At 69.4% G+C, this 14,201-nt stretch carries 8 protein-coding genes; 4 read left to right on the top strand and 4 right to left on the bottom strand.

Features of this window, described 5'->3' with window-relative positions; translation table 11 throughout:
* The first annotated feature begins 153 nt into the window (after positions 1-153).
* Positions 154-1,002 carry a M1 family aminopeptidase gene (locus tag AAHZ94_RS14715; protein ID WP_349993323.1) on the top strand — a complete coding sequence of 283 codons (849 nt, stop codon included), beginning with the start codon at positions 154-156 and terminating at the stop codon, positions 1,000-1,002.
* Positions 1,003-1,340: 338 nt separating this feature from the next.
* Here the strand turns inward: AAHZ94_RS14715 and AAHZ94_RS14710 are convergent, their stop codons facing one another.
* A complete protein-coding gene (locus AAHZ94_RS14710) occupies positions 1,341-2,387 on the bottom strand; it encodes a helix-turn-helix domain-containing protein (protein ID WP_502964675.1) in 1,047 nt (348 codons plus the stop codon).
* 707 nt (positions 2,388-3,094) lie between these two features.
* On the opposite strand from AAHZ94_RS14710, the gene AAHZ94_RS14705 reads away from it, so the two are divergent.
* Both AAHZ94_RS14705 and AAHZ94_RS14700 read left to right on the top strand, forming a co-directional pair.
* Entirely contained in the window at positions 3,095-4,057 is a 963-nt protein-coding gene (locus AAHZ94_RS14705; protein WP_349993321.1) for an NAD(P)-dependent oxidoreductase, read from the top strand.
* A gap of 488 nt (positions 4,058-4,545) precedes the next feature.
* Complete coding sequence (locus tag AAHZ94_RS14700) at positions 4,546-5,496, top strand: nucleotidyltransferase domain-containing protein (RefSeq protein ID WP_349993320.1); 951 nt, start codon at positions 4,546-4,548, stop codon at positions 5,494-5,496.
* 134 nt (positions 5,497-5,630) lie between these two features.
* Here the strand turns inward: AAHZ94_RS14700 and AAHZ94_RS14695 are convergent, their stop codons facing one another.
* The 3 genes from AAHZ94_RS14695 to AAHZ94_RS14685 all read right to left on the bottom strand — a co-directional run bounded on the left by AAHZ94_RS14695 (position 5,631) and on the right by AAHZ94_RS14685 (position 8,304).
* The gene (locus tag AAHZ94_RS14695) at positions 5,631-6,929 is read right to left on the bottom strand and encodes an MFS transporter (protein ID WP_349993319.1); all 1,299 of its coding nucleotides are present in this window, start codon (positions 6,927-6,929) and stop codon (positions 5,631-5,633) included.
* Between the two features lie 183 nt (positions 6,930-7,112).
* Entirely contained in the window at positions 7,113-7,706 is a 594-nt protein-coding gene (locus AAHZ94_RS14690; RefSeq protein ID WP_349993318.1) for a TetR/AcrR family transcriptional regulator, read from the bottom strand.
* Positions 7,707-7,956: 250 nt separating this feature from the next.
* Positions 7,957-8,304 (bottom strand): hypothetical protein, encoded by a 348-nt coding sequence (locus AAHZ94_RS14685; protein ID WP_349993317.1) that lies wholly within the window; start codon positions 8,302-8,304, stop codon positions 7,957-7,959.
* 471 nt (positions 8,305-8,775) lie between these two features.
* Here AAHZ94_RS14685 and AAHZ94_RS14680 point away from each other — a divergent pair.
* On the top strand, positions 8,776-14,201 hold a 5,426-nt coding region (locus AAHZ94_RS14680), incomplete at its 3' end, for a protein kinase domain-containing protein (protein ID WP_349993324.1).

Here is a 14,201-nt window from a genome sequence, read left to right as displayed (position 1 = left end):
CCCCCCCCCCCCCCCCCCCCCCCCCCCCCCCCCCCCCCCCCCCCCCCCCCCCCCCCCCCCCCCCCCCCCCCCGCGCCGCCCCCCCCCCCCCCCCCCCCCCCCCCCCCCGGCGAGGCCGCCCGCACCACCTTCGTCTGGCACAACGCCGAACCGATGGCCAGCTATCTGGCGACCGTCGCCATCGGCACCTTCGACGTCCACACCCGCGGCGGCGACGCCGTGGGGGCCAGGGCCGGCGCCTCAAGCCGCACGGCCGCCCCACGCCGCACGGCCGACTCACAACGCACCAACGCCCCGCACCGGGGCGAGCCCGCCGGCGGCGACGTGCCGCAGTACGTGGCCATCGACCCCGCCCAGGCCGCGGACAGCGCGGGCGTCGCGGACGATCTGACCGAGGTCATGGACTGGTCGACCGGCGTGTTCGGCCCGTACCCGTTCTCCTCCACCGGCGCCATCGTCGACGACACGCCCGACCTGGGGTACGCCCTGGAGACCCAGACCAAGCCGTACTACAGCTCGGCGCCCGACGCCTACCTCCAGGTCCACGAGCTGGCGCACCAGTGGTTCGGCGACTCGCTCACCCCGCGGACCTGGGGCGACGTCTGGCTGAACGAGGGTTTCGCCACCTACGCCGAGTGGCTGTGGGAGGCCGAGCGCGACCCCACAGGCCGCACCGCCGACGCGATCTTCCGCGACTACTACGACGGCTCCGACCACCAGAGCGAAGGCATCTGGGCCTTCCCGCCCGGCACCCCGCCGGACCCGGCCCGCCTCCTGGACCCGCCGGTGTACGGGCGCGGCGCGATGACCCTGCACCGCCTGCGCCAAACCATCGGCGACCGCACCTTCTTCGCCCTCCTCCACACCTGGACCGCCGAACACCGCCACGCCACCGTCGCCACCAAGGACTTCATCGCCCTGGCCGAACGCCTGGCCCACCGCGACCTGAGCGACCTCTTCCACGCCTGGCTGTACGAGAAGGGCAAGCCGAAGCTGCGGTGAGGCGCCGTACGCATCGCACGGCGTGCGGGGCTGCTGGGGCGGCCGGGCCCGGGCGCGGCCGGGCCTCGGTGGGCCCTGGGCGGGCGCAGGCCGCGGCCATGGAGCCCACACGAGCCGGCACACGGGCCGGGCAGGGCTCGTACGGGCTGACCGCCGGCTTGCGGCTCGTACGGGCGTACGGGCTGACGCGGCCTGCCCAGGCTCGTACGGGGCTTTCGCCGGCTTGCAGGGCCCCGTACGAGCTTTCACCGGCTCGCGGCTCGCGGCTAGCACAGGCTCGTACGAGCTGACGCCTGGCCAACACGGCCCCGCACCGGCTGGCGCGGGCCCGCGCCGAGCTACCCCCGCGCCCCCGCGAACGCCTTCCGGTACTCCCGCGGCGCCACGCCGACATGCAGGCCGAAGTGGCGCCGGAGGTTGGCCGCACTGCCCAGGCCACTGCGCTCGGCCACCTGCTCGATGGAGAGGTCGGTGGATTCGAGCAACGTCTGGGCGCGCGCGAGCCGCTCGTTGAGCAGCCACTTCAGCGGGGTGGTCCCGGTCGCCGCCTGGAGCTGGCGGAAGAACGTGCGCGGGCTCATCCCCGCCTGCCTGGCCAGGTCGTGCACGGTCAGCGGTTCGTGCAGCCGCTCCGTCGCCCACTGGAGCACCGGGCCGAGCCCCGCCTCCTCGGTCGCCGGTATGGACAGGTCGATGAACTGCGCCTGCCCACCGGCCCGGTGCGCGGGCACCACCATCCGCCGCGCCAACTGCCCCGCCACCCGCGCCCCGAGGTCACTGCGCACCAGATGCAGACAGAGATCGAGGCCCGCGGTCATCCCGGCACTGGTCAACACGTCCCCGTCGTCCACGTACAACACCGAGTCGTCCACCAGGACCTGGGGATACCGGCGGGCCAGGTCATCGGTGTGCATCCAGTGCGCGGTCGCCCGGCGCCCGTCCAACAGCCCCGCCTCGGCCAGCGCGAACGCCCCGGTGCACAGCGACACCATGCGCGCCCCCGACTCCGCCGCCAGCCGCAGCGCGGCCACCAGGTCGGCCGGGACCGGCGCTCCCTCGTCCACGACCTCCATCGGCACCGAGGGGACGATCACCGTGTCCGCCGTGGCCAGCGCGTCGAGCCCGTACGGCGTCCGCAGCGCGAAGCCGTCCCAGGCCGGCCAGGACACCCGCGCCGCACCCGCCCCCGCCGCTGCCCCCGCCGTTGTTCCCGCCCCGTCCGCTATCGGCTCCGCGGCCGGCAGCGGATGCGCGGAACACAGCCGCAGCTCGTACCACTCCTCGCTCAGGTCCGGCTGCGGCTTGCCGAACACCGAGCAGGCAATGGCCAGTTCATAGAGGTCCCACGGCGGCACAGACACGTCGTCCACGACCGCGACGGCCACCGTCCCGGGCCTCACGCGCCACCCCCACACACGCCGCGGCCACCCGCGCCACCCCCACAGCCACCAACCCCGTACGCGCCGCTCCCGCACATATCGCTCCCGTACGCACCACCGCCCCGCGCGCCGCGCTCACGCACGCCGCTTCCCCGCACGCCGCTTCCCCGCACGCCGCATCCCCACGCGCCACTTCCCGGCGCGCCGCAGCCGCCCGCACCGCTGTCGCGCACACCACTGCCACGTGCCCTGATCCCGCGCCCGGTGCGGCGGAAGACGCGGAAGGCGAAGAGCCGTTCGTCCATGGTTCGCACCGTACGACACGGCACTGACAACGGCCCCGCCCCGAGCCCCACCACCCCGCGCCACCTGGCCATACGTGCCCGCCCGGCACCCACATCCACAAAGGCTCGACCACCCGTGGCAGGAATTTTGCGTGTGCCGGCACTCCTGCCACTGTCCGCCCGGCCAGGCCCGTGCGAGCGTAGCTGTCAACGGGGCCCCAGCACTCCGAAGCCCCAAAAACCCGCAGGTCAACCGGGCTGTCCCGGTACCCAACCACGCCCTGCGCCGGTGTCCCGCACCCCCGCGTACGCCACCAACGCCCGTACGACAAACGGGACGCACCCGACACACCACATCGGCACCAGCGCCAGCTACCACCACTCCCCCAATCCCCTCCCCTCCCCTCCACCACAGGAGCACCGCACACCATGAGCACCCAGCGCCCCACTCCCACCCACACCACCACCGCGGACCAGCCCGCGGCCGACGCGGCGCGACCGGCGGTGAGCGTGCTCGGCCTCGGCCTGATGGGGCAGGCGCTGGCCGCTGCCGTCCTGTCCGCCGGCCATTCCACGACCGTGTGGAACCGGACCCCGAGCAAGGCCGCCGACCTCGTCACCAGCGGCGCGACGCTCGCCCCGACCGCCCACGAAGCGGTCACCGCGAGCGACTTGGTGATCGTCTGCCTCACCGAGTACGACGCCGCGCGCGCCCTGCTCGAACCGCTCGCCGACGCGCTCCGCGACCGGACCCTGATCAACCTCACCTCCGGCTCGTCCGCGCAGGCCAGGGAGTTCGCCGAGTGGGCGGCCGAGCGCGGCATCGGCTATCTGGACGGCGCGATCATGGCCATCCCGCCGGTCATCGGCACCCCTCACGCATTCATCCTGTACGCGGGCGAGCGCGCGCGTTACGAGGCGGCCGAACCCGCCCTCCGCGCCCTCGCCCCCGCCGGCACCACCCACCTCGGCGCCGACCACGGCCTGTCGTCGCTGTACGACGTGGCCCTGCTCGGCCTGATGTGGGGCACGCTCAACAGCTTCCTGCACGGCGCGGCCCTGCTCGGCTCGGCGGGCGTCCCCGCCACCGAGTTCGCGCCCTTCGCCAACCAGTGGCTCGCCTCGGTCACCGGCTTCGTCTCCGCGTACGCCACCCAGATCGACGCCGGCGCCTACCCCGCGGACGACGCGAAGATCGACACCCACCTGGCGACGATGGACCACCTCATCCACGAGAGCGAGGCGAGCGGCATCCCCACCGCACTGCCGCACTTCGTCAAGGACCTCGCCTCCAGGGCGATCGCCGCCGGTCACGGCACCTCCAGCTACGCGGCCCTGATCGAACAGTTCCGCAAGCCCGACACCACCCACTCGACGGCGCACAGCGCCTGACCCCGCCGCCTCTTGGGCGCCACCTCCTCGGCGCCACCCGGGCTCGCTCCCACCCCACCCGGGCCGGGGTGTGGGTGCGGGTGCGGGCCCGGGGCCCGGGGTACGGGTCCGGGCCTGGGTGCGAGTGCGGGCCCGGGGTACGGGGTGCGGGCCCGGGCCTGGGCGCGTCCAACCCAACCCAACCCAACCCAGCCCGGCCCAACCCGTCCAACCCAGCCCGGCCAACCCAAGCCAGCCCAGGCAACCCAGGCCAGCCCAGGCAGCCCAACCCTGGCCAACCCACGAGGGCGGCCCGCACACCCGCACCCGACCAACCCACTCGCCCCATCGGCCGACGCACCCTAAGCTGCCGCCATGGGTGTTTCCTGAGCAACGCGGACACAACGCGCCAGCAGTAGGGCCCGGCCACCACGGCCCCGGCCCACCGTCCGCACACCCGCATGCCCCGAGCCCACGGCCGCCCGCATGCCGTCTCAGGAGAACTCCGCATGGCCTTCAACGCCCGTACCCCGCGCACACCGCACTCCCCGGTGTCGACCGCCACCCACGAGCAGCCGGCAGCGAACCCGAGCACACCCCCCGCGCCCCCCGCGCCCACCGCGTCCGCCCCGTCCGCCTCGCCCGCACTCGACCGCCGCATCGACCGCCTGCGGGAGGTCGCCGCGGCCGAACCCCGGCTGACCGGCGTGCTGTTGTACGGCTCGTGGACGGTCGGCGAGGCCGACGCGTACTCCGACATCGAGGCGTATCTGTACGTCGCCGATGACGCCGTCGCCGACTTCGACGCCCGCGCCTTCGTCGAACGGATCGCCCCGCTGCACCTCGCGTACACCAATGCGTACGGCGTCTTCGCGGTCGTCTTCGACGACCTGATGCGCGGCGAGTTCCACTTCACCGCGGCCTCCACCGGCGTCGCGGAGATCGCCTCGTGGCAGGGGCTGGTACACCTGCCACGACCGGAAGCGGCCGTACTCCTCGATCGCGACGGCAAGTTGACGGAAGCTGCCCGCGTACTCGCCACCTTCCAGGCGCCGGAGCCCGCCGGGACCGCCCAGCAGCTCAGCGACGAGCTGGCGAACTGGACGCTGATGCTCGCCCACGTCCTGGCCCGCGGCGAGACCGGCCGCGCCCACGCCCTGCTGCACACGGTCGTCGCCCCGCACCAACTCCAACTCTGCCGCCTGCTCCGCGACACGACCGCACACTGGCTCACCCCAAGCCGCGCCATGGAATCCGACCTGCCGCCCGCCGACCTGGCCCGCTACCGCGCCACCACCGCCCCGGCCCTGCTCCCCGAGGTCCGCGCGGCGGCCCGGCAGAGCTGGCAGTGGACCCGCGAACTGACCACCGAAGCGTCCACCCGCTGGCACACCCACCTCTCCCCCGAACTCCACGAAGGCATCGCCAAGTTGCTCACCCAGGGCGAGTACGAGGCCTAGCCCGTACGCCCCCGCAGGCCCCGTGTCCCCGCGCCTGAACGACGAGGTGCGGGGACACGGGGCCGCGGGGCGCGGAGGCATAGAGACCGGGCGCGGAAGCCCAGGGATGGTGGAGGTGCGGGGTGCGGGGAACCTCACCGCCCCACAGAACACTCCTGCCCCACCTTGGCACCCACCGCACCGAGCTCCACACCCGAAGCCGCGACGGATTCGCCAGACGCCGCGGAAGCCGCAGACGGCGCAGACACCTCAGCGGGCCCAGCAGACACCACCGGCCGACTCTCCAACTCCCCACCAGCCCGCCAGCGCCGCAGGTCAGGCAGGAGCGTGGCGATGCCGGCGACGGCCAGGGCGACCCCGAGCCACACCGGTGCGCGCAGCCCGAAGTGGTTGATACCGAGGCCGCCGACGGCCGATCCGATGATGATCCCGAACGTGATGAACGACGAGTGCACGCTATTCAGCAACGCTCCAGAATTCCCCATCCGCTGCACCCGGGTGATCATCGCCGGATTCATCGTCACGCCGACCAGCCCGATGCCCATCATGAACACCACGGCCGGCACCTTGGCCTGCGCCCACAGCGCGAACCCGGTCAGGAAGACCACGTTCAGCGCCAACCCGCCGAGCAACACGGCCAGGGTGTGCCGATCGGCGAGCCGCCCCACGACGCTGTTCCCCACCACGGTCGCCGCCCCGTACGCCACGAGCAGCAGCGGTACGGTCCCGTCGGCGAAGCCGGTGACCTCGGTGAGGATCGGATTGAAGTAGCTGAACGCGGCGAACGTGGCCCCGATGATCAGCGTGGAGGTAGAAAGCACCAGCCACAGCCGCGGACTCCGCAGCACCTCCGCCTCGCTCCGCAAGTTGCCACCGTCATCGGCACGTTGAAGAGCCGGTACGCCGATGAGCGTGCACAGGGCCGCCAGCACCGCCAGCCCGGAGATCACCCAGAAGGCAGCCCGCCACCCGAAGTGCTCCCCCACCAGCGTGGACAGCGGCAGCCCGAGCAGGGTGCCGAGCATCAACCCGTTCATCGCCACCCCCATGGCCCGCCCCCGCTGCTCCGGCCGCGTCAGCCGCGCACACAGCGAGAGCGACACCCCGAAGAACGCCTGCGACGCCACTCCCGTCACCACCCGGGCCACCAGCATCACCGCGTACGAACCGGCCGTGGCCGCCAGCACATTGCCCGCCAGAAAGACGGCGAACAACACCAACAACGCCGACTTCTGCTCCATCTTCAACAGGGCGATCGTAAGAAAGGGCCCACCGAACGCCATGGCAACGGCGAACGCCGTGATCAAATACCCCACCTGCGCCACACTGACGCCAAGACCATCAGCCATCTGCGGCATCAACCCGGCAACGACGAACTCACTGGTCACCATGGAGAAAATCCCCAGGGCAAGCACATAGATGGCACGAGGCACGAAATTCCACTCCCGAAATAGAAAAAGAACGAGACCACACTGGAGAAAAGTTTTAGATGGATCAGTACAAAACAAATACAAAAAAGAAAGCCGCCCTCACGCCGACAAAATTAAAAACACGAGAAGAGCTCACCCGAAAGAACACACACCACAGCCCACCCCACCGCCGCCAACTGGCCAACCTCACCCCAACGCAACAAACGCAGTCTCAGCAATCCCCTCCAACACGGCTCGATCCGCACCCCCCTGGGCAGAAACCCGCATGCCGCCAATCACTGCATTGAGGAACCTGGCCAACGATTCGGCATCCCGCCCCGAAGAGAACTCCCCGGCCCGCTGCCCCACCTCAACGACCTCCCGCAAGGAGGCGAGCCGCAATTCCAGATCCCGCTCCAAAATCGCCGCGACCTCCGGGTCACACCCGGCGAGCTCCACGGTGGCATTGACGGTCAGACACCCCACGCTCCGCCCCTCAACCCGCCGCTCGAACTCCCCATCAATAACCAACTCAAACAACGCCCGAAGCCGCTCCCGAGCCGACCGCTCCACATCCCCCAAAATCCCCACCTGCACCGCGGTCATCCCCTCGGTATACCGAACCAAGGCCCGCGTAAAAAGCTCATGCTTACTACTGAACGTGTTGTAAATACTGCTCCGCCCGAGCCCCGTAGCCCGGCAGAGATCCTGAGTGGAAGTGGCCTCATACCCCTTCACCCAAAACGCCCACACCGCAGCATCCAGAGCCCGCTCCTCATCAAACATCCTGGGTCGGGCCATGCCCGTACGGTAGCAGGTTTTGGACTGGTCGATGCAATATGAGGGGAGGGAGGGGCGAGGCCGGCGCATCGGGACCCGGCGGGCCCATCGCCCGAGCAGGCCCATCGCAGTCTTCGATGAGGTAGGCGTTCTCCACTGCGGCCCCGCTCTCAGCGGCCTGCCGGACAGCGCTTCTGACGCGTGGACACCAGCACGCCGCAGCGTCGCCGACCAGTGGGGGCAAGTTGCACAGCCGTCGATGCGGTGACGCCTACCCGAGGGCGCCGGCCGTGGTCTTGTAGTCGGCAGCCTGGGCCGGGGTGAGGTAGTGGCTGACGCGGATCAGTACGGTGCCGCTGACGAAGTCGTACTCGGCGGGCATGGGCATGCCCTTGGCGACCTTCTGGATGTAGTCGGCGCGGGCCTGGGCATCGGCCCCGGTCGTGAAGACCTCGATCGCTCTGCCGAGCCCGATGCTGCCGGGCTCCGCGCCGGCGACGTCGTCGACCTTGATGCGGGAGTCCATGAACGTGATCTTGCTGGTGTACTGGTTGGGGCAACCGAGAAGACGGTTCGGGTCGTCGTCCTCGGTGACCACGCCCGAGAGCTTGGCGGACACGACCTTTGCTGGAAATCCGCTTGAAGGCGTCGCTGGCAGTGACCTCTTCCGCTGCCGGCCCAGCCGGGACGTGAGCAGATTCCCTACTGGCGCCCCCGGCCGGTCGTCCTGCTGATCGTCCCCGCCCGCGCGTCGGCACTCGGAACGCCAGGACCCAGCAGCCGCAACATCAGACAACCCTCGGCACAGAAAATTCCCCAGGGCCTCCGGTCGCCACCTGGCCCGTCCGCCGCGGCGCGAATCCTGCCGAACGAGGGCAATAGGATGAGACAACCGAACAGAGAGAGCCACGGGTCGGCACCGCCTGGTTCGTGGCGTGAACTCTCTGTCACTATGCACCTGGCATGTGTGAATGAGCCGGCGCTGCGAGGGCGACTCCACCGAGGGGGATGAGGTGACCGCGACACGGGGTGGGAAGGTACGGAGGGTTCGTCAGTGACCGAGTGGCTGATCGGGAATCGTTTTCGGGTCATGGATGTGATCGGCGCCGGGAACATGGGCGAGGTCCGCAAGGCCGAGGACCTGCACGCGCCGGCGGGTGGTCCAGGGCGGACCGTCGCGGTGAAGACCATGCTCCGTCACCGCTCCGGCGCTCTGATCGATACCGCCAGCGGCGCGAAGGCCATGGATCGCTTCGCTCGCGAAGTACGGATCATGAGCCGACTGGATCATCCGAACCTGACACGCCTCATCGATGGAGGTGTCGACGGTGCGGAAACGGACCGTCCGTACCTCGTCATGGAATATCTGGAGGGCGGAACCCTTCGGGACCTGGTCGACGAGGAACGGCAGCTTCCCCTGTCGTGGGCGGCAGCAACCGGGGCACAGATCGCTGCGGGCCTCGCGGCGGCCCACGCCGCCAATGTCGTCCACCGTGACCTCAAGCCCGCCAATGTCATGCTAACCGCAAACGGCCTGGTCAAGGTGCTGGACTTCGGTATGGGGCGGATCATCGACGACCCCCTGAACACACGTCTCACCAGTACGGGTGTCGCCGTCGGCACAGCACGCTACATGGCACCGGAGCAGTTCGAGGCGAAGCAGGTGACACAAGCCGCCGACCTGTACGCGCTGGGTTGCGTCCTGTACGAGATGCTCACCGGAATTCCTCCGTTCACGAGTGGGTCCGCGTACGAACTCGGCCGCAAACACGTGGACGAGGTACCCACGTCCGTGCGCGTGATCCGGCCGTCGGTACCGGCCGAGCTGGCGCGCCTGGTGGACCGACTTCTGGCGAAGAACCCGGCCGATCGCCCCGCAGATGCGATCGCCGTACGCGACGCTCTGATGCCGCTGACCGCCACCGGTGACGACACGGGCACCGCGGCGGTGTCGTCCTCGTCTCGGTGGAGCGCGCTCGACCCGGTCCGCCCTCTTCGGTTCGCAGTTCCTCGGGCTGCGCCGCCCATGACACCGGTCGTGGACGATGCAGCGCGCAGGAGTGGACCGAACCGTCCTGGCATGGACGTGTTCGGGGTCCACCGCGCCCTGATCAAGGACTACCGCTCCTTCACTGAGGGCGGCACCGTGATTCGCGACGATCGGATCGCCGCGCTGGTCGAGGAGGACATAAACGCCAAGTCGCAGTGGCCGGACCCCTGGCTGTCGCTCAATCCGTTCTTCGCGACGGGCGGCACAGTACTGGAGCTCGCCGGGGATGGAATCGTGCACGAGGAGTGCACGCGTATCTTCCAAGCCGGCAAGACACCTGGCGGCAGCACCGCGGACGGGCGGCCTCTGACACTGCACCAGCACCAGCGCGAAGCCGTCGAAGCAGCCCGCTCGGGCGAGTCGTACGTTCTGACCACTGGTACGGGTTCTGGTAAGTCGCTCTCCTACATCGTGCCGATCGTCGACAGGGTGCTCCGGCAACGCGCGGAAGAGGGACCACAGGCAGCCAAACGGGTCCGGGCCATCATCGTGTATCCGATGAACGCCCTCGCCAACAGCCAGTTGAAGGAGCTGGAGAAGTACCTGCGTGACGGGTACGGCGCTGGGCATGAACCGGTGACCTTCGCCCGCTACACGGGCCAGGAGGACGACGAACGCCGCAGGGAGATCCGGAAGAATCCGCCGGACATCCTGCTCACGAACTACGTCATGCTGGAGCTGATGCTCACCCGCCCCGATGACCGGGACAGCCTCATTTCCATGGCGAGTGGCCTTGAGTTCCTAGTCTTCGATGAACTGCACACCTACCGCGGCAGACAGGGCGCGGACGTCGCGCTGCTGATCCGGCGGGTGCGTGAGGCGTGCCGGGCCGAACGACTACAGTGCGTGGGGACGTCCGCCACGATGTCCACCGAGGGGACGGTCGACGATCAGCGCAAGGTGGTCGCGGATACCGCGTCCACCTTGTTCGGGACACAGGTCAAGGCCGGCAACGTGATCGTCGAGACCTTGGTCCGCGCGACGGACGAGGCGCCGGAATCGATCCCGCCCGAGCGTCTTCAGGCTCCGGCCGCACCCCGCGCGTACGCCGATCTCGTCCACGACCCGCTGGCGCGCTGGATCGAGTCCCGTTTCGGGCTGGCTCGGGAAGGAAGTCGCCTCGTACGCAGGCAGCCGACGAAGATCGAAGTCGCGGCCGAGGAACTTGAGGAAGCATCCGGGGTGGGCGCCGAGCAGTGCGCAGCCGCTATCCGCGCCACTCTGGAGGCCGGTTCACAAGCCTTGCACCCGGTGACCGAGCGGCCGCTGTTCGCGTTCCGGCTACATCAGTTCCTTTCCAAGGGTGACACCGTCTACGTCACGCTGGAGGACAAACTCTCGCGCCGCCTGACCCGCTCCTACCAGATCGAGTTGCCGGGGAGCACGGGCAAGTTGCTGATGCCGCTGGCCTTCTGTCGCGAATGCGGTCAGGAGTACCTGACGGTGTGGCGCACAGAGAAGGATGGCGAAGTCCGCTACGAAGCGCGTCGCGACACCAGCGCCACAGGCGGCCGACAGGGCGACGGCTACTTGTACGTCGACCACGACCGTCCCTGGCCGTCCACCGTGCAGTACGCGGTGGACGACCGTCGACTGCCCGAGTCCTGGCTGGAGCTGGACGACAAGGGCCAGGAGGTGGTCAAGAAGGCCTACCGCGACCGTGTTCCCCGTGCTGTCACGGTCGATGCCCACGGCTACGAAGGCAAGGGCGACCTCGCGGCCGCGTTCATCCCTTCCCCCTTCCTTTTCTGTGTGCACTGTGGGGTGGCATACGAACAGACCCGCGGGCGGGATTTCGCCAAGCTGGCGACGCTCGACCAGGAAGGCCGCTCTTCTGCCACTTCGCTGATCTCGGCTTCTGTCGTGAAGTCCTTGCGAGCGGTTCCCGCCGAGGCCCTGGACGAGGAAGCGCGTAAACTCCTCACCTTCGTGGACAACCGCCAGGACGCGTCGCTTCAGGCGGGACACTTCAACGACTTCGTTCAGATCACCCAGCTGCGCGGCGCCCTGTACCGTGCTGCGGTCGATGCCGGCGAGGACGGCATCCACCACGAAGAACTGGCGGCTCGCGTCGGTGACGCCCTGGCACTCGAACCTGGTGACTACACCGGCGAGGCAGGTCTGGCACCCGCACTCGCCCGCAACGCCGCGCGGACCCTCCGCGATGTCATCGCCTTCCGCCTCTACCTGGACCTGGAGCGGGGCTGGCGCGTCACGATGCCCAACCTGGAGCAGACCGGCCTGCTGGAGATCGATTACGAGGACCTGGGCTGGCTCGCCTCGGCGCAGGGCCGGTGGTCTGGTACGCATCAAGAACTACGCGACGCCGATCCCGACCTGCGCACCGAGCTCATGCGGACCTTGCTGGATGAGATGCGGCGTTCGCTGGCGATCGACGTGGCGTACTTCAGAGACGACTTCGACTCCCTGCAGCGCGCCAGCGAGGAACGCCTGGTGGATCCGTGGGTGCTTGCCCCCGCGGACAAGCCGAAGGTGGGAACGGCCTTTCCGCATCCGTCACGCCCCGGGCTGGAACGGTCGGCGCTCTTCCTGTCGGCCCGGGGCAAGTACGGCAAGTACCTCCGCCGAGCTGACCGGTCGTTCCGAGATCTCGACACCAGCGACCTGCAACTGATCATCGAGGAGTTGCTGAAGGTCCTCACCCAGGCCGGTCTCGTCAAGGAGGTCGCGGAGACGCCGCACCGCCCGGGCCACTACCGCAAGTCCGCCACTCCCGTGCCTACGGGCTACCGGGTGGCGGCCCAGTCACTGATCTGGCGCGCCGGAAAGGGCGAGCGGGGCACGCACGACCCTTTGACCCGCACGTACCAGAGCGGCGACGGGCCGCGGGTGAACACGTTCTTCCGCGATCTGTACCGGGATGCCGCTCAGGCGCTGTCCGGCCTCTTCGCCCGTGAGCACACCGCCCAGGTAAGCCCCGAGGAGCGGGAGAGGCGCGAAGAGGCCTTCCGTAAGGCCGAGTTGAAGCTCCTGTACTGCTCGCCGACGATGGAGCTCGGCGTCGACATCTCGTCGCTGAACGCGGTGATGATGCGCAATGTGCCGCCGACGCCCGCCAATTACGCGCAGCGTTCGGGACGTGCGGGCCGAAGTGGCCAGCCCGCTCTGGTCACGACATACTGCGCGACGGGCAACAGCCATGACCAGTACTACTTCCGGCACTCGCAGCGCATGGTCGCCGGCTCGGTCATCCGGCCACGTCTCGATCTGGCCAACGAGGACCTGGTCCTCTCCCACCTCCAGGGCATCTGGATCGCCGAGGCCGGACTCAAACTGGGCCGGTCAGTGCCCGAAGTGCTCGATGTCTCGTATCCGGAGACGAGCGAACGCCCCGACCCCGTCCTCGATCTCCACTCGCAGATCCGCGGCAAGTCCTACGACGAGTCCGCGCAACGGCGAACCGTCGAGGCCGCGCTGCGCGTCTTCGGACCGCTGCTGCCCGAATTCGCCGACACCACCTGGTGGTACGACGAATGGCTCCAGGACCGGGTGCGGACGGTGCCCGAGCGGTTCGACCGAGCCTTCGACCGCTGGCGCAAGCTCTTCCGTTCCGCCTTGGACGACCAGTTCATCCAGAACCGTCGCAGACTGGACTACAGCCTCACCGAGGGCGACCGGAACCGCGCCAATGCCCGCCGCCGCGAGGCCGAGACACAGCTCAACCTGCTCATGAATGAGAGTGCCGACAGCAAGTCGGTCCTCTCGGACTTCAACCCGTACCGCTACCTCGCCTCGGAAGGGTTTCTCCCCGGCTACAGCTTCCCGCGGCTTCCGCTCGCCGCTTATATCCCCATGGTGGGACGACGGCGCGGCGACGGCGACTTCCTGCAGCGGCCCCGCTTCCTCGCCATCCGCGAGTTCGGCCCGGGCGCACTCATCTACCACGAGGGTGCCCGCTACCAGGTGACGCGCGTGCAGCTGCCTCCCGAGTCGTCGGGGGATCTCGCGACGAGCGAGGCGCTGCGCTGCGCCCACTGTGGCTATCACCACGAGCCGCAAGCGCGGCCGGACAAGTGCCAAATGTGCAACGAGCGATTGGGCGCGGCCACCTACGGCCTACTGCAACTGCACACCGTGTACACCACCCGTCGCGAGCGGATCTCCTCCGACGAGGAGGAGCGACGTCGCGCCGGCTTCAGGCTGGAGACGTCCTACCGCTTTCACGACCACGGTGGGCACGCGGACCGCAGCGGTCGTCTGAATGCCGCTGTCGCCGATGCGCAGGGTGCCCCCCTGGCCGAGCTCGCGTACGGCGACTCGGCGACGGTGCGTATCACCAACACGGGCCGTGTGCGCGCCAAGAACGACGAGCCGCCCGGCTACTGGCTGGACGTGACCGACGGTCGGTGGATGAACGACAAGGACGCGGCCGAGGCGTCCGGGGACTCCAGTGAGCTCCCCGTCATCGACGCGGACGGCAATGAGCGTCGCCGCAAGAAGCGGGT

It is taken from the genome of Streptomyces sp. HSW2009, from assembly GCF_040240285.1.
Classification (GTDB): Bacteria; Actinomycetota; Actinomycetes; order Streptomycetales; family Streptomycetaceae; genus Streptomyces.
The sequence above is the reverse complement of the archived record's forward strand: the minus strand, read 5'-3'. Positions and strand labels throughout refer to the sequence as shown.

Bases quoted from the DNA above. Each gene is read 5' to 3' on its own strand.
- AAHZ94_RS14715 (WP_349993323.1), top strand. From the start codon at position 154: ATGGCCAGCTATCTGGCGACCGTCGCCATCGGCACCTTCGACGTCCAC.
- AAHZ94_RS14705 (WP_349993321.1), top strand. From the start codon at position 3,095: ATGAGCACCCAGCGCCCCACTCCCACCCACACCACCACCGCGGACCAG.
- AAHZ94_RS14700 (WP_349993320.1), top strand. From the start codon at position 4,546: ATGGCCTTCAACGCCCGTACCCCGCGCACACCGCACTCCCCGGTGTCG.
- AAHZ94_RS14690 (WP_349993318.1), bottom strand. From the start codon at position 7,706: ATGGCCCGACCCAGGATGTTTGATGAGGAGCGGGCTCTGGATGCTGCG.